General features: G+C 71.8%; 19 protein-coding genes. 18 read left to right on the top strand and 1 reads right to left on the bottom strand.

The annotated features are described in order from the left end of the window. The 4 genes from KV557_RS32985 to ftsH all read left to right on the top strand — a co-directional run. Positions 1 to 1,541 (top strand): ACT domain-containing protein (locus KV557_RS32985; protein WP_218205229.1); only part of this gene is annotated, 1,541 nt, incomplete at its 5' end. 100 nt (positions 1,542 to 1,641) lie between these two features. Continuing rightward, positions 1,642 to 3,207, top strand: coding sequence for a signal recognition particle protein (gene ffh / locus KV557_RS32980; RefSeq protein ID WP_218205237.1), 1,566 nt, complete (start codon positions 1,642 to 1,644; stop codon positions 3,205 to 3,207). Between the two features lie 60 nt (positions 3,208 to 3,267). After that, positions 3,268 to 3,810 (top strand): GNAT family N-acetyltransferase, encoded by a 543-nt coding sequence (locus KV557_RS32975; RefSeq protein WP_218205228.1) that lies wholly within the window; start codon positions 3,268 to 3,270, stop codon positions 3,808 to 3,810. A gap of 139 nt (positions 3,811 to 3,949) precedes the next feature. Next, entirely contained in the window at positions 3,950 to 5,908 is a 1,959-nt protein-coding gene (gene ftsH, locus KV557_RS32970) for an ATP-dependent zinc metalloprotease FtsH (RefSeq protein ID WP_218205227.1), read from the top strand. Positions 5,909 to 5,962: 54 nt separating this feature from the next. Here ftsH and KV557_RS32965 read toward each other — a convergent pair whose 3' ends face one another. Continuing rightward, positions 5,963 to 6,787, bottom strand: coding sequence for a class I SAM-dependent methyltransferase (locus KV557_RS32965; RefSeq protein WP_218205226.1), 825 nt, complete (start codon positions 6,785 to 6,787; stop codon positions 5,963 to 5,965). Between the two features lie 247 nt (positions 6,788 to 7,034). On the opposite strand from KV557_RS32965, the gene proS reads away from it, so the two are divergent. The 14 genes from proS (at position 7,035) to KV557_RS32895 (ending at position 18,185) form a co-directional block, all read left to right on the top strand. Next, positions 7,035 to 8,447, top strand: a complete 1,413-nt coding sequence (proS, locus tag KV557_RS32960; protein WP_218205225.1) for a proline--tRNA ligase — start codon at positions 7,035 to 7,037, stop codon at positions 8,445 to 8,447. 472 nt (positions 8,448 to 8,919) lie between these two features. Further along, positions 8,920 to 9,498, top strand: coding sequence for a hypothetical protein (locus KV557_RS32955; RefSeq protein WP_218205224.1), 579 nt, complete (start codon positions 8,920 to 8,922; stop codon positions 9,496 to 9,498). 299 nt (positions 9,499 to 9,797) lie between these two features. Beyond that, positions 9,798 to 10,226 (top strand): 30S ribosomal protein S16, encoded by a 429-nt coding sequence (gene rpsP, locus KV557_RS32950; RefSeq protein ID WP_045700219.1) that lies wholly within the window; start codon positions 9,798 to 9,800, stop codon positions 10,224 to 10,226. Between the two features lie 2 nt (positions 10,227 to 10,228). Continuing rightward, positions 10,229 to 10,468 carry an RNA-binding protein gene (locus KV557_RS32945; protein WP_030056773.1) on the top strand — a complete coding sequence of 80 codons (240 nt, stop codon included), beginning with the start codon at positions 10,229 to 10,231 and terminating at the stop codon, positions 10,466 to 10,468. A gap of 126 nt (positions 10,469 to 10,594) precedes the next feature. Next, complete coding sequence (gene rimM / locus KV557_RS32940) at positions 10,595 to 11,185, top strand: ribosome maturation factor RimM (RefSeq protein WP_218205223.1); 591 nt, start codon at positions 10,595 to 10,597, stop codon at positions 11,183 to 11,185. Between the two features lie 35 nt (positions 11,186 to 11,220). Next, entirely contained in the window at positions 11,221 to 12,039 is an 819-nt protein-coding gene (gene trmD, locus KV557_RS32935; RefSeq protein ID WP_218205236.1) for a tRNA (guanosine(37)-N1)-methyltransferase TrmD, read from the top strand. A 154-nt stretch (positions 12,040 to 12,193) separates the two neighbouring features. Beyond that, complete coding sequence (rplS, locus tag KV557_RS32930; RefSeq protein WP_030306736.1) at positions 12,194 to 12,544, top strand: 50S ribosomal protein L19; 351 nt, start codon at positions 12,194 to 12,196, stop codon at positions 12,542 to 12,544. Between the two features lie 77 nt (positions 12,545 to 12,621). After that, positions 12,622 to 13,512 (top strand): signal peptidase I, encoded by an 891-nt coding sequence (gene lepB, locus KV557_RS32925; RefSeq protein WP_218205222.1) that lies wholly within the window; start codon positions 12,622 to 12,624, stop codon positions 13,510 to 13,512. A 151-nt stretch (positions 13,513 to 13,663) separates the two neighbouring features. Next, positions 13,664 to 14,416: a signal peptidase I gene (gene lepB / locus KV557_RS32920; protein ID WP_374106705.1), complete on the top strand. Its 753-nt coding sequence runs from the start codon at positions 13,664 to 13,666 to the stop codon at positions 14,414 to 14,416. Positions 14,417 to 14,658: 242 nt separating this feature from the next. Beyond that, positions 14,659 to 15,660, top strand: a complete 1,002-nt coding sequence (lepB, locus tag KV557_RS32915) for a signal peptidase I (protein WP_218205220.1) — start codon at positions 14,659 to 14,661, stop codon at positions 15,658 to 15,660. Between the two features lie 145 nt (positions 15,661 to 15,805). After that, positions 15,806 to 16,561 carry a signal peptidase I gene (gene lepB / locus KV557_RS32910; protein WP_218205219.1) on the top strand — a complete coding sequence of 252 codons (756 nt, stop codon included), beginning with the start codon at positions 15,806 to 15,808 and terminating at the stop codon, positions 16,559 to 16,561. A gap of 115 nt (positions 16,562 to 16,676) precedes the next feature. Then, a complete protein-coding gene (locus KV557_RS32905) occupies positions 16,677 to 17,150 on the top strand; it encodes an NUDIX hydrolase (protein ID WP_218205218.1) in 474 nt (157 codons plus the stop codon). A 54-nt stretch (positions 17,151 to 17,204) separates the two neighbouring features. Then, positions 17,205 to 17,531, top strand: coding sequence for a DUF2469 domain-containing protein (locus tag KV557_RS32900; protein ID WP_148642766.1), 327 nt, complete (start codon positions 17,205 to 17,207; stop codon positions 17,529 to 17,531). Between the two features lie 195 nt (positions 17,532 to 17,726). After that, positions 17,727 to 18,185 carry a YraN family protein gene (locus KV557_RS32895; protein ID WP_218205235.1) on the top strand — a complete coding sequence of 153 codons (459 nt, stop codon included), beginning with the start codon at positions 17,727 to 17,729 and terminating at the stop codon, positions 18,183 to 18,185.

Genomic DNA, 18,185 nt, shown 5'->3' with positions numbered 1-18,185 from the left:
CGGTCGCCCGCGGCGCGGTCGAGCGCCGCCCGCTCGCCGAGGGCGTCGTCGAGCAGGACGGCGAGGCGGTGCTCGCCCAGGGCGCCCGCCCGGCCGCCGACCCGGTGCTGCCGCTGCGCGCCGCGGCCGCCGCCGCGCAGAACGGGCTCACCGTCTCGTACGCGACGGTGCGGCGGCTGGCCGCCGAGTGCCGTCCGCTGCCGGTGCCCTGGCCGGACGAGGCGCGCGAGCAGCTCGTCACCCTGCTCGGCGCGGGCGAGGCGGGCATCCCGGTGTGGGAGGCGCTGGAGGCGGAGGGCCTGGTCACCCGGCTGCTGCCGGACTGGGAGCGGGTCCGCTGCCGCCCGCAGCGCAACGCCGTGCACCGCTGGACGGTGGACCGGCACCTGGTGGAGACGGCGGTGCGGGCCGCCGCGATGACCCGCCGGGTGGCCCGGCCCGACCTGCTGCTGGTCGCCGCGCTGCTGCACGACATCGGCAAGGGCTGGCCCGGTGACCACAGCGAGGCCGGCGAGGTGATCGTCCGGGACGTCGCCGTCCGGATGGGCTTCGACCCCGAGGACACCGAGACCCTCGCGGTGCTGGTCCGCCACCACCTGACCCTGATCGACACCGCCACCCGGCGGGATCCGGACGACCCGGCCACCGTCGAGGCGATCACCAAGGTGGTCACCACCTTGCCGCGGCTGGAGCTGCTGCACGCGCTCACCGAGGCGGACGCGCTGGCCACCGGCCCGGCCGCGTGGAGCAGCTGGCGGGCCTCGCTGGTGGACGGGCTGGTGGCCCGGGCCGCCGCCCAGCTGGCCGGCGGGCCGGCGGCCCCGGCCGAGGCGGCGCCGAGCGCCGAGCAGGAGCGGCTCGCGGTCGAGGCCGCCCGCACCGGCGGTCCGGCGCTCGCCCTGCAGGCCCAGGCCGGCGCGGCGGAGCCCGGCATCGAGCGGCGCGCCGAGCCGGGCGCCGAGTCGATCGGAGTCGAGCCGATGGGCGTCGAGCTGACCCTGGCCGTGCCGGACCAGCCGGGGCTGCTCGGCACGGTCGCCGGGGTGCTCGCGCTGCACCGGCTGGCCGTCCGCTCGGCGAGCCTGCGCGAACTCGATCCGATCGGCGCGGGGCCGGTGCTGCTGCTGAGGTGGCGGGTGGCCGCCGAGTTCGGCGAGCTGCCGGAGGCCGCCCGGCTGCGGGCCGATCTGCGCCGGGCGCTGGACGGCTCGCTGGACGTCGCCCGCCGGCTCGCCGAGCGGGACGCCGCCGCCCCGCGCCGCCGGGGCATTCCCACCCCGCCGCCGCTGGTCGCGGTCGCGCCCGCGGTGGCCTCGGCGACCGCGACCGTCCTGGAGGTCCGCGCGCACGACGCCCCCGGGCTGCTGCACCGGATCGGCCGGGCGCTGGACGCGGCGGGCGTACGGGTCCGCACCGCGCACGTCTCCACGCTCGGCGCGGACGCCGTCGACTCCTTCTACCTGACCGACGAGGCGGGCCGCCCGCTCGCCGCCCAGCGGGCCGGGGAGGTGGCGGCGGCGGTGCGTGCGGCACTGGGCTGAGAGCCGCTGCCGGTAGGGGTGGAGACCATACCCGGGCGGCCGGATACCCTTGGGGGCGACGACCGTACTGATACCGATGCCGCAGAGGACCCGCGACGACGTGTTCGACACCCTTTCCGATCGCCTCGCAGCGACGTTCAAGAACCTCCGGGGCAAGGGCCGCCTCAGCGAGGCGGACATCGACGCCACCGCCCGCGAGATCCGCATCGCGCTGCTGGAGGCGGACGTCGCGCTGCCGGTCGTCCGGGCCTTCATCAAGCAGGTCAAGGAGCGGGCGCTCGGTGCCGAGGTCTCGGGCGCGCTGAATCCGGCGCAGCAGATCATCAAGATCGTCAACGAGGAGCTCATCGCGATCCTCGGCGGCGAGACCCGCCGGGTGCGGTTCGCCAAGAGCGGCCCGACGGTGATCATGCTCGCCGGTCTGCAGGGTGCCGGTAAGACCACCCTCGCGGGCAAGCTCGGCCACTGGCTGAAGAAGCAGAAGCACACCCCGCTGCTGGTCGCCTGCGACCTCCAGCGCCCCAACGCGGTCAACCAGCTCCAGGTCGTCGCCGACCGGGCCGGCGTGGCCTTCTACGGCCCGCAGCCGGGCAACGGCGTCGGCGACCCGGTGCAGGTCGCCAAGGACTCGATCGAGTACGCCAAGCAGAAGCAGTACGACGTCGTCGTCGTCGACACCGCCGGCCGCCTCGGCATCGACGCCGAGCTGATGCAGCAGGCCGCGGACATCCGCGCCGCGGTCAACCCGGACGAGGTCCTGTTCGTCGTCGACGCGATGATCGGCCAGGACGCGGTCACCACCGCCCAGGCCTTCCTCGACGGCGTCGACTTCACCGGTGTCGTGCTCTCCAAGCTCGACGGCGACGCCCGCGGCGGTGCCGCCCTGTCGGTCGCGCACGTCACCGGCCGGCAGATCATGTTCGCCTCGAACGGCGAGAAGGTCGACGACTTCGACGCCTTCCACCCGGACCGGATGGCCTCGCGCATCCTCGGCATGGGTGACGTCCTCTCGCTGATCGAGAAGGCCGAGCAGACCTTCTCGCAGGAGGAGGCCGAGAAGATCGCCGCGAAGCTGCGCGGCGGCCCGAAGGCCTTCACGCTGGACGACTTCCTGTCCCAGCTGGAGCAGGTCCAGAAGATGGGCTCGATCTCCAAGCTGCTCGGCATGCTGCCGGGGATGGGCCAGATCCGCGAGCAGATCAACAACATCGACGACAAGGACGTCAACCGGGTCGGCGCGATCATCAAGTCGATGACCCCGGCCGAGCGGGCCGAGCCGGAGATGATCAACGGCTCCCGCCGGGCCCGTATCGCCAAGGGTTCGGGCGTCCAGGTCGGCGAGGTGAAGAACCTGATCGAGCGGTTCTTCGACGCCCGCAAGATGATGTCCGCGATGGCCTCCGGCAAGGGGATGCCCGGCATGCCCGGCATCCCGGGCATGGGCGGCGGCGCGAAGAAGTCCGCCAAGAAGGCCCCGCAGGCGAAGGGCAAGCGCAAGAGCGGCAACCCGCTGAAGCGCGCGCAGGAGGAGGCGGCCGCCGCCGAGCGGCGCGCGCTCGGCCCGGCCGGCGCCCAGGCACCGGCCGACGGTGGCGCGTTCGGCCTCGGCGCGGGCAAGGGCCCGGCCGACTTCGAGCTGCCCAAGGAGTTCAAGGACCTGCTGTAGGTCCCCGCCGTCGCGTTGATCGGCCCGTCGTCCGGATCCTCCGGGCGGCGGGCCGATCGCATGTCCGATGATGGTGGGGTGCGAGTGACGATCAGGGCCCCGCGGGCCGAGGACGAGAGTGCGTACGCCGAGGCGGTCCGACGGTCCGCCGATCACATCGGGCGGTGGAATCCGGTCGAGCCGGACGGGCTGCCGGAACTGCTGGAGCGTCAGGGTTCGGGCCTGCGCACCTTCCTGATCGTCGATCGGGAGACCGGCGGGCTGGTCGGCAAGGTGAACGTCGCCAACATCGTGATGGGCCGGTTCTGCAACGGCGCGCTCGGCTACGACTCCTACCTGCCGTTCGCCGGGACCGGGCGGATGACCGAGGGTCTGCGGCTGGTGCTGGACCGCTGCTTCGCCCCGCAGACGGCCGGCGGGCTGGGCCTGCACCGGCTGGAGATCAACGTGCAGCCGGACAACGAGCGGTCGATCGCGCTGGCGAAGCGGCTGGGCTTCCGGCACGAGGGCTTCACCCCGCGGATGCTGTTCCTGCAGGGCGCCTGGCGGGACCACGAGCGGTTCGCGCTGACTGCCGAGGAGTGGCCGGGCTCGGGGGCGTAGCGGCCGGTCGGGGGCCTGTGCGGCGGGGCGTTGCGGCCGGTCAGGGGCTTGCGCGGGGCCGCGTTGCGGCCGGTCAGGGGGTTCCGCGGCGCGGCGTTGCGGATGGCTCACCCGAGCACGCGTCCGTATCGTCCGATGGGTGACCGAACCCGTGCCGCCGCGCCAGACCCCCGACCAGCCCTGGCGGTCCGAGGGTGCTCCGCCCCCGCCGCCGCCCCGCCGCCGGATGCCCGGCGGCTGGATGGGCCTCATCCTCACCGCGCTCGTGGTGTTCCTGATCTCCGACCTGCTGCTGTCCTTCTTCGGCAACCCCGGCGCCACCACGATCTCCTACACCGAGTTCAACAACCAGCTGAACAAGGGCAACATCACCAAGATCTACTCCAAGGGCGACGCGATCGAGGGCACCCTCAAGAGCGCCCAGCCCAAGCCGGACGGCGCCAAGGGCGAGTACACCGACTTCGCCACCCAGCGGCCGTCCTTCGCCAACGACAACCTCTGGGCCACCCTCCAGCAGCAGGGCATCGAGGTCACCGCCACCTCGCCGGTGGTCCAGCAGCGCAGCTTCCTCGCCAACCTGTTGCTCTCGCTGGCCCCGATGGTGCTGCTGATCCTCATCTGGGTGCTGCTCGCGCGCCGGATGTCCGGCGGCCTGGGCGCCGGGGCGCTCGGCCGCAAGGCCCCGCCCAAGCCGGTCGTCGCCGAGGCCGGCAAGCGCACCACCTTCGCCGACGTGGCCGGCATCGACGAGGTCGAGGCCGAGCTCACCGAGGTCGTCGACTTCCTGAAGAACCCGCAGCAGTACCGGAAGCTGGGTGCCAAGATGCCGCGCGGCGTGCTGCTGAGCGGTCCGCCCGGCACCGGCAAGACGCTGCTCGCCCGGGCCGTCGCCGGCGAGGCGAACGTGCCGTTCTTCTCCGCCTCCGCCTCCGAGTTCATCGAGATGATCGTCGGCGTCGGCGCCAGCCGGGTCCGCGAACTGTTCGCCGAGGCGCGCAAGGTCGCCCCGGCGATCATCTTCATCGACGAGATCGACACCATCGGCCGTCAGCGCGGCGCGGGCGGCGGCATGGGCGGGCACGACGAGCGCGAGCAGACGCTCAACCAGATCCTCACCGAGATGGACGGCTTCACCGGCTCCGAGGGCGTCATCGTGATCGCCGCGACCAACCGGGCGGACGTGCTCGACCCGGCGCTGCTGCGCCCCGGCCGGTTCGACCGGCGGATCACCGTCAGCCCGCCGGACCGGGAGGGACGCGCCGCGATCCTCGCCATCCACACCCGGACCGTGCCGCTGGCCGGCGACACCGACCTCGGCCGGCTGGCCAAGGTCACCCCCGGAATGACCGGCGCCGAGCTCGCCAACCTGGTCAACGAGGCCGCCCTGCTGGCCGTCAAGCGGAAGCAGGACGCGGTCAACGAGCGGGACCTCTCGGACGCCCTGGAGAAGGTCCAGCTCGGCGCCGTCCGGCCGCTGGTGATGCCGCAGGAGGAGCGCGAGCGGACGGCCTACCACGAGAGCGGGCACGCGCTGCTGGGCATGCTCCAGCCCGGTGCCGACCCCGTCCGCAAGATCACCATCGTGCCGCGCGGGCGGGCGCTCGGCGTCACCCTCTCCACGCCCGAGGACGACCGCTACTCGTACACCGAGCCGTACCTGCGCGGCCGGATCATCGGCGCGCTCGGCGGGATGGCGGCCGAGCAGGTCGTCTACGGGGTCATCACCACGGGCGCGGAGAGCGACCTGGAGCAGGTCACCAACATCGCCCGGGGGATGGCCGGCCGCTGGGGCATGAGCGAGCGGGTCGGCCGGCTCACCGCCGTGCCCGCCGACGCGCAGGGGGCGTACGGGCTCTCCGCGGCGCCGACCACCCTCGACGCGGTGGACGAGGAGGCGCGGCGGATCGTCGCCGAGTGCTACGACGACGCGGTGCGGCTGCTGACCGAGCAGCGGGCCCGGCTGGACGCGCTGGCGGCGGCGCTGCTGGAGGCGGAGACGCTGGACGAGGAGGCGGCCTACCGGGCGGCCGGGGTGCCGCGGAAGGCTTCCGAGGACGCGTCGGAGCAGGCTTCCGGGGACGCTTCCGGGGAGGCGTGAGCTGTGGGGCTGGGGGCGCTCGCCGTGGTGGCGGGCGCCCCCGATTTCGTCCGGTCAGCGGGGCCGTTCGGCGATCAGGTACCGGAAGACGTTCTCCATCCGGACCGACCCGTCCGCGCGCAGGTACGGCTGCAGCGCCTCCTCCAGTTCCTTGGCCACCAGTGGACCACCGGAGAAGTCCTCGGCCGCCTCGAACAGGCCGGTGGAGAGCAGGCCGCGCACCGCGCTGTCCAGGTCCGGGTAGGCGAACGGGCAGCTCACCCGACCGCTCCCGGCCGGGCGCAGGCCGGCCGCGGCGATCAGGTCCTCCAGTGCCCCCGGAGCGCTCAGTTCGAACGGGTCGCGCGCGGTGGTGCGGCCGGCCCTCCGGCGGGCCACGTCCAGCACCGCGGCGCTCTCGCAGCGCTCCTGCGGGCCCCAGGCGGCCAGCACCACGTGCCCGCCGGGGAGGGTGAGCCGGGCGGCCTCGGCGACCACCGGGCGCGGCTCGGCGCACCCGGGGAGCTGCTCGAAAACGGTCACCAGCGAATGGGCCGAGCGGGGGAGTGCGGTGGCCGGGCGGGCCCCCGCGCACACCCGCAGCCGGCGGCCGCGGGCCAGCTCGCGCAGCTCGTCCCGCGGCTCCTGGCCGGCGACCTGGGCGCCCCGTCCGGCCGCCAGCAGCAGGGCCAGTCCGGACCGGCAGCCCAGGCCCAGCACGCTGCTCGCCGGGCCGACCTCCAGCCGGTCGTAGACCGCCTCGTAGAGCGGAACCAGCATGCGTTCCTGGATCTCCGCCCAGTCGCGCGCCCGCGCGGGCGGTGCGCCCCCGGGCTGCGGGTGGTGCGGTCGTGCGCCTGTTGGTCGTACGGTCGTGCCGGTCGTCCGAGCTGAAGCCATCGCGGCCTCCCATCCGGTCCTTCGGTGTGCTGCTATGGCTCCCCCAAAGTCCCGCCCCACTCCAGCGAACAGCGGCTCGGGCGCGGCGTCCAGAGGGGTGCAGGGTGGTGCGCGCGTGTCGCGGTAGTGCGCCCCCTGCTGTCGGCGGGGGTCGTCCCCCCGGCGGCGTTCTCCCGGGGCCGTCATACCGGCTGCGGGTGTGATACCGATTCGAAGTCAGGGGGCCGCTCCCCGTACCATTCGGGCCATGGCTAAGGCACCCGTTCTCACCCCTCAGGCGGAAGACTTCCCGCGCTGGTACCAGGACCTCATCAACAAGGCCGAGCTGGCCGACAACGGTCCGGTGCGCGGCACCATGGTCATCCGACCGTACGGCTACGGCCTGTGGGAGCGGATGCAGCAGGAGATGGACGCGCGGATCAAGAAGGCCGGCGCGCAGAACGCCTACTTCCCGATGTTCATCCCGCAGTCCTACCTGACCAAGGAGGCCGAGCACGTCGAGGGCTTCGCCCCCGAGCTCGCGGTGGTCACCCACGGCGGCGGCAAGCAGCTGGAGGAGCCGGTCGTCGTCCGGCCCACCTCCGAGACGATCATCAACGAGTACTTCTCGAAGTGGGTGCAGAGCCACCGCGACCTGCCCCTGCTGATCAACCAGTGGGCCAACGTGGTCCGTTGGGAGCTGCGCCCGCGCGTCTTCCTGCGCACCACCGAGTTCCTCTGGCAGGAGGGCCACACCGCCCACGCCACCTACGAGGACGCCCGCGACTACGCGTCGATGATCCACACCCAGGTCTACGGCGACTTCATGACCAACGTGCTCGGCATCGACGTCGTGCTCGGTCGCAAGACCGCCAAGGAGCGTTTCGCCGGCGCCATCAACACCCTCACCCTGGAGGGCATGATGGGCGACGGCAAGGCGCTGCAGATGGGCACCAGCCACGAGCTGGGCCAGAACTTCGCCAAGGCGTTCAACACCACGTACCAGCTCCAGGGTGCCGAGCGCGAGTATGTCTGGCAGACCTCCTGGGGCGTCTCGACCCGTATGGTCGGCGGCCTGATCATGTCCCACGGCGACGACAACGGCCTGCGGGTGCCCCCGCGCCTGGCCGCCGTCCAGGCCGTCGTCCTCGCCATCAAGGGCGACGACGCGGTGATCGCCAAGGTCCGCGAGATCGGCGCCCGGCTGGAGGCCGTCGGCATCCGGGTGGTCGTCGACGACCGCACCGACACCCCGTTCGGCCGCCGCGCGGTCGACTGGGAGCTCAAGGGCGTCCCGCTGCGCATCGAGGTCGGCCCGCGCGACCTGGAGAACAACACCGCGATGCTGGCCCGCCGTATTCCGGGCGGCAAGGAGCCGGTCTCCATCGACGCCCTGGCCGAGCTGCTGCCGGGCATCCTGGAGGAGGACCAGGCACTGCTGCTGCGCCAGTCCCGCGAGCGCCGCGAGGCCCGGACGGTCGACGTCAAGACCCTCGACGAGGCCGTCGAGGCCTCCGCCACCGGCTGGGGCCGGATCTCCTGGGCCGACCTCGGTCCGGAGGGCGAGGCCAAGCTGGCCGAGCAGGGTGTCACGGTGCGCTGCATCGTCGCCGCCGACGGTTCGGTGCCGCAGGCGGACGACCAGGACGGCAATATCGCGATCGTCGCGCGTGCGTACTGATCGCATGTACTGATCGCACGCACTGATCGCACGCACTGATCGCGCGTACTCATGCCGACCGCCGGTACGACTACTGGTTCGGCTACCGGTAGGTAATGACCGTTAGCGGCAACATTTGCCCGGAATGCGGGTGGTAAGAATCCGGTAACTCTCACAGGGGCGTCCGGGCTCGCAACATCCCTACTGACCGGTCAACTGCCGGTATTAACGGAATAGCGGTACGGTGTACGGCCCGTGGCCCTGTCAACTGGACAGGACCACGGGCCGTACGTCCTGGGGGCGACAGCCCGCCTCCGGACGGAATTCACCAGGCCCGCCGAGCAGCGCGGGCCGAAACCGGCAGGGGGTTGGTCTTGCGTCAGATCCGGAACGCGCAATTCGCGCGCGACCATGCATTCCTGAGAGTTCCCTGGGAATTCCCGGGGAACCGGAACACGCGGAACATCGGCTCGCACTCCATCGTTGGTCTAGCGTGAGCACGACACAGCCCCTCGTCCTCGCGGCCGAACTGGCCGCCGCCTGGAGTGACATCCAGGCCTACCACCAGGATCTCCCCGACCTGGCCTCGCCCGAGGCCCTGATCGGTGAATCCTCCTCGGCCTGTGGCACGCGGCTCGGTTTCGAGCGGCTCCTCCACGAGGCTGCCCACGGTCTGGCCGCGGCCCGGGACATCCGGGACACCTCGCGGGCCGGCCGTTACCACAACCGGCGCTTCCTGATGCTCGCCTCCGAGCTCGGCCTGGCGCACCCGGTCGAACCGCACGCGAGCAGCGGCTTCTCCCAGGTGACCATGCTCACGGAGACGCAGGAGCGGTACGCCGAGACCATCGAGCGCCTGGACCGCGCCCTCGGCGCGCACCAGGAGGCGGTGGCCGGTGACGGCGCGACGCGCGCGTTCCGCGGCCCGGCCGCCCGGCACGGCTCCTCCGGGGGCGGCGTCCGGGTCAAGGCGGTCTGCGGCTGCGGGCGGAACGTCCGGGTCGTGCCGTCGGTGCTCGCCCAGGCGTCCATCGTCTGTGGCGCGTGCCAGCAGCCGTTCAAGATCGCATAACCCGGGCGACCGGGAACCCGGCGGACGGCTGTGCGGGCAGCGGATCCGGCCGGGGAACGCTGGATGAGCGTGTGGGCTGACCGGGAGCGGGGGCTCCCGGTCCGGCCCTGAACACGGGGTCCGTGATGGCCGGGTGAAGGCGGTTCGCGCCGGTATGGCAGAATGGACAGCTGAGTACTCGGCAGCCGAGCAGGACCCCTCTCTCCTACGGCTGGCGTGTCCCTTGAACGGCCCCCCTCCGCAACCCCACGCGGTGACGAGGCCGCTCACCCACGTCAACACCAGGAGAATCCACTCCCGTGGCAGTCAAGATCAAGCTCAAGCGTCTCGGCAAGATTCGCTCCCCGCACTACCGCATCGTCGTCGCCGACGCCCGCACCAAGCGTGACGGCCGCGCGATCGAGGAGATCGGCATCTACCAGCCGACCTACAACCCCTCGAAGATCGAGGTCGACAGCGACCGCGCCCAGTACTGGCTGTCCGTCGGCGCCCAGCCGACCGAGCCGGTGCTCGCCATCCTCAAGCTGACCGGTGACTGGCAGAAGTTCAAGGGCCTGCCGGCTCCGGCGCCGCTGAAGGTCGCCGAGCCGAAGGTCGAGGACTTCTCGCACCTGTTCGCCAAGGCCGTCGCCGGCTTCGAGGACGCCACCACCGGTGTCGCCATCACCCCGAAGGCCAAGAAGTCGGACAAGGCCGAGGCTGAGGCCGACGCCGCCGCCGAGGCCTGAGCGTGATCGAGGACGCCCTCGACCACCTGGTGAAGGGCATCGTCGAGCACCCCGACGAGGTGCAGGTGCGCTCGCGCAACCTGCGTCGGGGGAACACCATCGAGGTGCGGGTGCACCCCGATGACCTCGGCAAGGTGATCGGCCGGGGCGGCCGTACGGCGCGCGCGCTGCGCACCGTGGTCGGCGCCCTCGGCGGTCGCAACGTCCGGGTCGACCTGGTCGACGTGGACAACATTCGCTGACGCAGCTGCTCGTTCAGCCGTCAGGGCTTGAGGCCGGCCGGGACGCATGGCGTCCCGGCCGGCCTCTTTCGCATTTCCGTCTCGCTCATTTCCGTCCCGCTCAGGAACTCCAGGAGAACGATCACCGTGCAGCTCGTCGTCGGCAGGATCGGCCGCGCCCACGGCATCAGGGGGGACGTCAGCGTCGAGGTCCGCACCGACGAGCCGGAACTCCGGCTCGGCCCGGGTGCCGTCCTGCTCACCGACCCCGCGTCGGCCGGGCCGCTGACCGTCGAGTCCGGCCGTGTGCACAGCGGGCGGCTGCTGCTGCGCTTCGCCGGCGTCAAGGACCGCAACGCGGCGGAGGCGCTCCGGAACACCCTGCTGATCTCCGAGGTCGACCCGGACGAGCGTCCCGAGGACCCGGAGGAGTACTACGACCACCAGCTGATCGGCCTGGACGTGGTGCTGCTCGACGGCACCCTGGTCGGTGAGCTGACCGAGGTCGTCCACCTGCCGTACCAGGACCTGCTCACCGTGAAGAAGGCCGACGGGACGGAGGTGCTGGTGCCCTTCGTCACGCAGATCGTGCCGACCATCGACCTGGAGAACCAGCGCGCCGTGATCACCCCGCCCGCCGGGCTGATCGACCCCGAGCAGGCCGAGGTCGCGGGTGCTGCCTCCGCCGAGGCGCCTGAATCCGCCGGGTCTGCGGAAGGCGCGGAGGAGTCGGAGTGACCGTCGAGGGTGCAGGCGACGGCGTGCAGACCGGGATGCGGCTCGACGTCGTCACGATCTTCCCGGAGTACCTGGAGCCGCTGAACATCTCGCTGGTCGGCAAGGCCCGCGCCCGCGGCCAGCTGGACGTGCACATCCACGACCTGCGCGACTGGACGTACGACGTGCACCGCACGGTGGACGACAGCCCGTACGGCGGCGGCCCCGGCATGGTGATGAAGCCCGAGCCGTGGGGCGAGGCCCTGGACGCGGTGGTCGCCGGCGGACCGGAGGGCGAGGTGCCCACGCTGGTCGTGCCCACCCCCAGCGGGCGCCCGTTCACCCAGGAACTCGCCCAGGAACTGGCCGGCCGCCCCTGGCTGGCGTTCACCCCCGCCCGGTACGAGGGCATCGACCGGCGGGTGATCGAGGAGGCGGGCACCCGGATGCCAGTGGTCGAGGCCTCGATCGGCGACTACGTACTGGCCGGCGGCGAGGTCGCGGTGCTGGTGATGGTCGAGGCGATCGCCCGGCTGCTGCCCGGGGTGCTCGGCAACGCCGAATCCCACCGGGACGACTCCTTCGCCCCCGGCGCGATGGCCGACCTGCTGGAGGGCCCGGTCTACACCAAGCCCGCCGAGTGGCGCGGCCGGACCGTGCCGGACGTGCTGCTCAGCGGCAACCACGGCCGGATCGCCCGCTGGCGGCGGGAGCAGGCATTCGCCCGCACGCTGGCGAACCGGCCCGACCTCGTGGAGCGTTGGCAGTACGGCGCCTTCGACAAGAAGGACCGGGAGGCGCTCTCGATCCTCGGCCTCGCCTGGGACGAGCGGCTCGGCCGATTTCGGTCCGTGGCCGATGATGTGGAAGAATAGGCCGCTGTTGTCTGTCGCTGGGCTCCTTTCCCAGGAGTCACGTGGACCGGCGCCCCCGCCACGGGGGGATCGCCGCCAGCCGATGCGGCCCGCAGCAAACCCCATTGTGACGAACTTCCGTGGGCGGCCCGTGGCGCCTGCGATGGAGAGCAACATGAGCAACAAGCTCGCTGCTGTCGACGCGGCCTCGCTGCGTAGCGACATTCCGGCCTTCCGCGCCGGTGACACCCTGAAGGTTCACGTCCGGGTCATCGAGGGCAACCGCTCCCGTGTCCAGGTCTTCCAGGGCGTTGTCATCCGCCGCCACGGTGCGGGCATCGGTGAGACCTTCACCGTCCGCAAGGTCAGCTTCAACGTCGGCGTGGAGCGCACCTTCCCGGTGCACACCCCGGTCGTCGAGAAGATCGAGGTCGTGACCCGCGGTGCGGTTCGCCGCGCCAAGCTGTACTACCTGCGTGACCTCCGCGGCAAGGCCGCGAAGATCAAGGAGAAGCGCGACCGCTGATCCACCGGCCCCCGGCCTCGCCGGGGGATCGGAGCGCTCTCGGGGGCGCCGCTGCCGCACGGTAGGCTCAGCCCCCGATGAGCACGCATGAACCACCCGCGGACCGCGACGGCAGTCCCGCACCCACCGGTGCGGACGCGCTGTCGCGGTCCGCGGTCGTTTCCGAGGATGCGGCCGGTGCTCCTTCGGCCGGTGCTCCTTCGGAGAGCGCGCCGGTTGCTGAGCCGGGGGCGGAGCCGGAGCCCGGCCGGGAGTCCGACCCTGCGTCCGTCCCGGAGGACGAGCAGCCGGGCCGGTCGCACTCGCGAGACCTCCTGCTGCTGGCGGGCATCTGCCTGCTCGCCCTGCTCCTGGTGAACGCCTTCGTCGCGCGCCCGTTCGCGGTGCCGTCCGGGTCGATGGAGGACACCCTGCGCCCGGGCGACCGGCTGATCGCGAACCAACTTGCCTACGCCTTCGGCGGCCACCCCCAGCGGGGCGACGTCGTGGTCTTCGACGGGACGGGCTCCTTCCTGCGCGAGCCGGACGAGCCAGCCGGGTTCTGGGACGGGCTGCGCTCGCTCGGCCGGGACCTCGGGCTGGCCCCGGCCGGGAACACGGTCTACGTCAAGCGCGTGATCGGCATCGACGGGGACCGGGTGACCAGCACCGGCCCGGGCGGGCGGATCACCGTCAACGGCGTGCCGATCGACGAGTCCTCCTACCTGGCCCCGGGGGACGAGCCGTCGAACGTGGCCTTTGACGTGGTGGTACCGGCAGGCAAGCTGTGGGTGATGGGGGACCACCGAAGCGCCTCCCGTGACTCCCGCGACCACCTCGGTGAGCCCGGCGGCGGGTTCGTGCCCGAGAGCAAGGTGATCGGACGGGCGGACTGGGTGGTCTACCCGATCCCGCACTGGAGCAGTCTGGACAGGCCTTCGGCCTTCGCCGCGACAGCGGGGACGGGCGGTCATGGGGACCAGAGGTAGAGGCCGGCTGGCCGACCGCCCGGCCCCGGAGCCGGCGGAGTCCGATACGGCGGTACCGCTACGCGGCCGGGCCGACCGCCGCCGCACCGCCCGACGGGCGGCCCGCCGACGCAGCCGTTCGCTGCTGCGCGAGTTCCCGCTGATCATCCTGGTGGCGCTGCTGGTGGCGCTGGTGATGAAGACCTTCATGATCCAGGTGTTCGTGATCCCCTCGGGCTCGATGGAGCAGACCATCCAGGTCGGGGACCGGGTACTGGTGGACAAGCTCACCCCCTGGTTCGGCAATGAGCCGGAGCGCGGCGACGTCGTGGTGTTCAAGGACCCGGGCGGCTGGCTGGAGAACGATCGCAAGCCGTCGCAGGACGGTCCGATTCTGGGTGGGGCCAAGCAGGTTCTCGCTTTCGTCGGGCTGCTGCCGTCCGACAGCGAGCAGGATCTGATCAAACGGGTCATCGGCGTCGGCGGGGACACCGTGGAGTGCTGCGACGCGCAGGGTCGGCTCAGCATCAACGGCACACCGGTGGACGAGTCGTACCTCTCGCCCGGGAACCCGCCGTCCCGGCAGCCCTTCAAGGTGCAGGTGCCGCAGGGGCGGCTCTGGGTCATGGGCGACCACCGGGACGTGTCCGCGGACTCCCGTTTCCACATGGGGAATCCGGGTCAGGGCACGATCCCGCTGAGCGGCGTGGTCGGTCGGGCCTTCGTGATCGCCTGGCCGCTGGACCGCTTCCATCAACTTGACGTGCCGAGTTCACTCTCCTCTCTGGCACGTGGTCCGCAGGCCCGCGGAACTGCGCCGAATTCGGTGGCGGTTGGGCCGGTTCCGATGGAACCTCCGCTCGTTATGGGTGTGTTGGGCATCCTTCCGCTCGCCGTTCGCAGGCCGGGGCGGTCTCCCGAGTAGGCCTTGCCGACCGCCGACCCACCGGGTTGCGCGTGTGGGATCGCGAGCCGGATGCCTTGGAGTGATAGAGAAGTGCAGGTGCGGCCGGGAGCGGTCCCGGCTGGGCACCGAGGCTGTGCTGGTGTCAGGAGCGCCCGTGGTGGGCAGCCCTGAGGCGTTCATGGTCGTGGTGAGCGTGGTGCCCGCTGTGCGGCACTGTGAGCGCGGGCGCACGGGCGTCCGCACAGCAGGGAGGAGACGTTGTGGGGGATTTGGTGATCGGCGCCCGCTCAGGCGCCGGAGAGCCCGAGGGCTCCGGCAGCCGGGCGGCCCGGTCCGCCGAGTCCGCAGTGCCGTCGACCTCGGTAGAGGACGCGGCGGCCCAGTCCGCCGACGAGCCGGGCGATGGGACGGGCGGCACTCCGGAAGAGATCCGGGGCGAGACCGGGCCGGCGGACGAGTCAGAGGCGGAGGCTCCCGGTAGTGACAAGAAGCCGCGATCGTTCTGGAAAGAACTGCCGATTCTCATCGGCATCGCGCTGATCCTCGCGCTCGTGATCAAGACCTTCTTCGTCCAGGCGTTCTCCATTCCGTCGGAGTCGATGCAGAACACGCTTCAGGTCGGCGACCGCGTCCTGGTGGACAAGCTGACCCCCTGGTTCGGGGCCGAGCCCGAGCGCGGTGAGGTCGTGGTGTTCCACGACCCGGGCGGCTGGCTGAACGACGAGCCCGCCCAGCAGAGCAGCAACTCCTTCCTCCGGGGCGTCCAGGACATCCTCAGCTTCGTCGGCCTGATGCCCTCCACGAACGAGAAGGACCTGATCAAGCGGGTCATCGGGGTCGGCGGCGACACCGTCGAGTGCGAGAGCGGCGGGCCGGTCAGGGTCAACGGCGTGGCGCTCAACGAGCCGTACATCTACCCGGGCAACATCCCCTGCCAGCAGTCCTTCGGCCCGGTGAAGGTGCCGCAGGGGCGGATTTGGGTGATGGGCGACCACCGCGGCGACTCGCTGGACTCCCGTTTCCACATGGACCAGCCCGGCGGCGGGACCGTCCCGGCGGACCACGTGATCGGGCGCGCCTTCGTGGTGGCCTGGCCGATCGACCGCTGGGCGACGCTCCCGGTGCCGAGCACCTTCGACCAGAAGGGCCTGGCGGAGGGCGTGCCGCTGGTGCCGCCCGTGGCCGGCGCGGTGGGCGCGGTCGGGCTGCTCCCGGTGGTGCGTCGGGTGCGGGACCGGAAGGATCGCCGCAAGGAGTCCTGAGCTCCACTGGGTCGTCCCCAGCTCTTGCGCGGGCCGTGGTACCGACGAGTAATCTGCTCGGACGTGCCACGGCCCGTCGGGTTTTCCGCCTGCGCCTCCGGCGCACCCGGGGCATGCTCCGGTCGGTCAGAGGTGGACGGTGTCGATGAGCAGTGTCGTGGAACAGACGGCCGGCCGTCCGGCGGCGCCCGCCCGGCCGCGCCACCGGCTCGCCGCCGTGCTGCAGGGAGTCGCCATCGCGTTCGGCCTGGTGCTGCTGATCGGAGGCTTCGCCGTCATCGCGATCGGCTACCGGCCCTACAACATTCCCACCGCCTCGATGTCCCCCACGCTGCAGATCGGGGACACCGTAATCGCCCGGAAGACCGACGGCGGCTCCGTCGGCCGCGGCGACATCGTGGTCTTCAAGGACCAGGCCTGGGGCGACGAACTCATGGTGAAGCGGGTCGTCGCGGTGGGCGGGGACACCGTCGCCACCACCGGGGACGACCGTCGGCTCACCGTGAACGGCAAGCCGGTGGACGAGCCCTACCTCGCGGCGCAGGGCCCGCAGGGCGCCACGTTCAGCGTCACGGTGCCGCCGGGCCGGCTGTTCCTGCTCGGTGACAACCGGTTGGCCTCGCTCGACTCCCGCACCCACCTGGAGGTGGACGGCGGGACCGTCCCGGCCGATGCGGTGCAGGCCAGGGTCGAGGCCACCGTGATGCCGTTCGGCCGGATGGGCGAGCTCGTTCGGACCGGCGCGTTCGACGCGATCCCCGGACCGAAGGCCGGCGAGCCGGGGCCGCTGCTGCCGGCCGCGGCCGCCACCGTGGCCGGCGCGGCGCTGATCGTCGTGACCTCGGCGGTGGGCGGAGTGGCGGGCCTGGCCCGGAGGCTCCGCCGGGGGCGCGCTTCCTGAGCGCGGCCGTCGCGGGTCGGGCCGCCGCTCTGTCGAACATCGCCCCGGATGGACGCGCCGGGTGGCAGGATCGGTACAGCCACCGATGCGAACGGAAGGAGCGTGAAGAGCGGCCATGACGGCACAGCGTCGCAAGGCGGCGCGGATCCTGCTGCTGGACGGGCTGGACCGCATTCTTCTCTTCCTGTGCTCCGACCCGGCGGTGCCGGGCGTGACCTGGTGGTTCACCCCCGGGGGCGGCTTGGAGCCCGGGGAGGACGTGCGCGAGGCCGCCGCGCGGGAGCTCGCGGAGGAGACCGGCTTGCGGGGCGTGGAGCTGGGGCCCTTGGTGGGGTACGGCACGGTGTCGTTCTCCTTTCAGGGACAGCGCTACGAGCAGGACCAGTGGTTCCATCTGGCCCGGACCAGGGACACGGGCCTGGACCACTCGGCCATGGGCGAGGAGGAACACGCCCAGCTGCTTGCGGCGCGCTGGTGGACGGTCGAGGAGCTGAGGGAGACCGCCGAGACGGTTTACCCGGTCGGATTGGCCGACTTCCTGGAGCGGCTGCTGGCGGAGGGCCCGCCGGTCGCTCCGGTACGGCTCTGAGCGTGGGCGCAGTGGTCCACAATGGGTGGACTGACAAGTTGAGGGGACGCCTGGATGAGTGCCGAAGATCTCGAAAAGTACGAGACCGAGATGGAGCTCAAGCTCTACCGGGAGTACCGGGACGTCGTCGGCCTGTTCAAGTACGTGATCGAAACCGAGCGACGTTTCTACCTCACCAACGACTACGAGTTGCAGGTGCACTCGGTCCAGGGCGAGGTCTTCTTCGAGGTGTCGATGGCGGATGCGTGGGTCTGGGACATGTACCGGCCGGCTCGGTTCGTCCGCAAGGTCCGGGTGCTGACCTTCAAGGACGTGAACATCGAGGAACTCGCGAAGAGCGATCTGGAGCTTCCCTCGGACGACTCCGGCTTCGGGAACTGACGTTGGACCGCCCGGTCCCGCGTTGTCCAGAGGAATTTCGCGTAATCGGGGATTCTCACTCCTGCGGGTGACGGTAGTTATCCACAGGTCCGAGTTGTCCACAGGAAAAGGGAAATACCTGGTCCCGTCGCGCACGGCGATACAACCTCCACGGCGGAGGTGGTCACCGTGCAGAACACGACCGTACCGAACACGATCACGCAGAAGGCCCGCCAGGACGGGCCGGTCAAGCAGAGCAAGAACAGCCTCGGCCGCTACGGGGAGCGGGTCGCCGCCCGCCGCCTCGCTGAGGACGGGCTCCGCATCCTGGACCGCAACTGGCGCTGCGTCGAGGGCGAGCTGGACATCGTCGCTCTCGACGGCGACACCGTGGCGGTCTGCGAGGTGAAGACCCGCTCCGAACGGGGCTTCCAGCAGCCCACCGAGGCGATCGACCAGGCCAAGGCTGCCCGGCTGCAGCGGCTGGCCGAACGCTGGCTGGCCGAGCGCTGGCCCGGGCACTTCGCGCAGCTGGCCGGGCCGGGGTACGACCCCGGGCCGGCGGATCCGCAGTGGCCGCCCGCCCCGCCCGGCGGCATCCGGATCGACCTGGTGGCGGTCATCAACCGGAGCCGGGGCGCGGCCTCGGTGGACCACCTGCGGGGGGTGGTCTGA

The sequence above is a fragment of the Kitasatospora aureofaciens genome (assembly GCF_019192735.1).
GTDB classification, from domain to species: domain Bacteria; phylum Actinomycetota; class Actinomycetes; order Streptomycetales; family Streptomycetaceae; genus Kitasatospora; species Kitasatospora aureofaciens_A.
This window is presented reverse-complemented; position numbering and strand designations above follow the sequence as displayed.

Bases quoted from the DNA above. Each gene is read 5' to 3' on its own strand.
- KV557_RS32975 (WP_218205228.1), top strand. From the start codon at position 3,268: ATGTCCGATGATGGTGGGGTGCGAGTGACGATCAGGGCCCCGCGGGCC.
- KV557_RS32900 (WP_148642766.1), top strand. From the start codon at position 17,205: ATGAGTGCCGAAGATCTCGAAAAGTACGAGACCGAGATGGAGCTCAAG.
- KV557_RS32905 (WP_218205218.1), top strand. From the start codon at position 16,677: ATGACGGCACAGCGTCGCAAGGCGGCGCGGATCCTGCTGCTGGACGGG.
- KV557_RS32965 (WP_218205226.1), bottom strand. From the start codon at position 6,787: ATGGCTTCAGCTCGGACGACCGGCACGACCGTACGACCAACAGGCGCA.
- trmD (WP_218205236.1), top strand. From the start codon at position 11,221: ATGCGGCTCGACGTCGTCACGATCTTCCCGGAGTACCTGGAGCCGCTG.
- lepB (WP_218205219.1), top strand. From the start codon at position 15,806: ATGAGCAGTGTCGTGGAACAGACGGCCGGCCGTCCGGCGGCGCCCGCC.
- proS (WP_218205225.1), top strand. From the start codon at position 7,035: ATGGCTAAGGCACCCGTTCTCACCCCTCAGGCGGAAGACTTCCCGCGC.
- lepB (WP_218205222.1), top strand. From the start codon at position 12,622: ATGAGCACGCATGAACCACCCGCGGACCGCGACGGCAGTCCCGCACCC.
- rplS (WP_030306736.1), top strand. From the start codon at position 12,194: ATGAGCAACAAGCTCGCTGCTGTCGACGCGGCCTCGCTGCGTAGCGAC.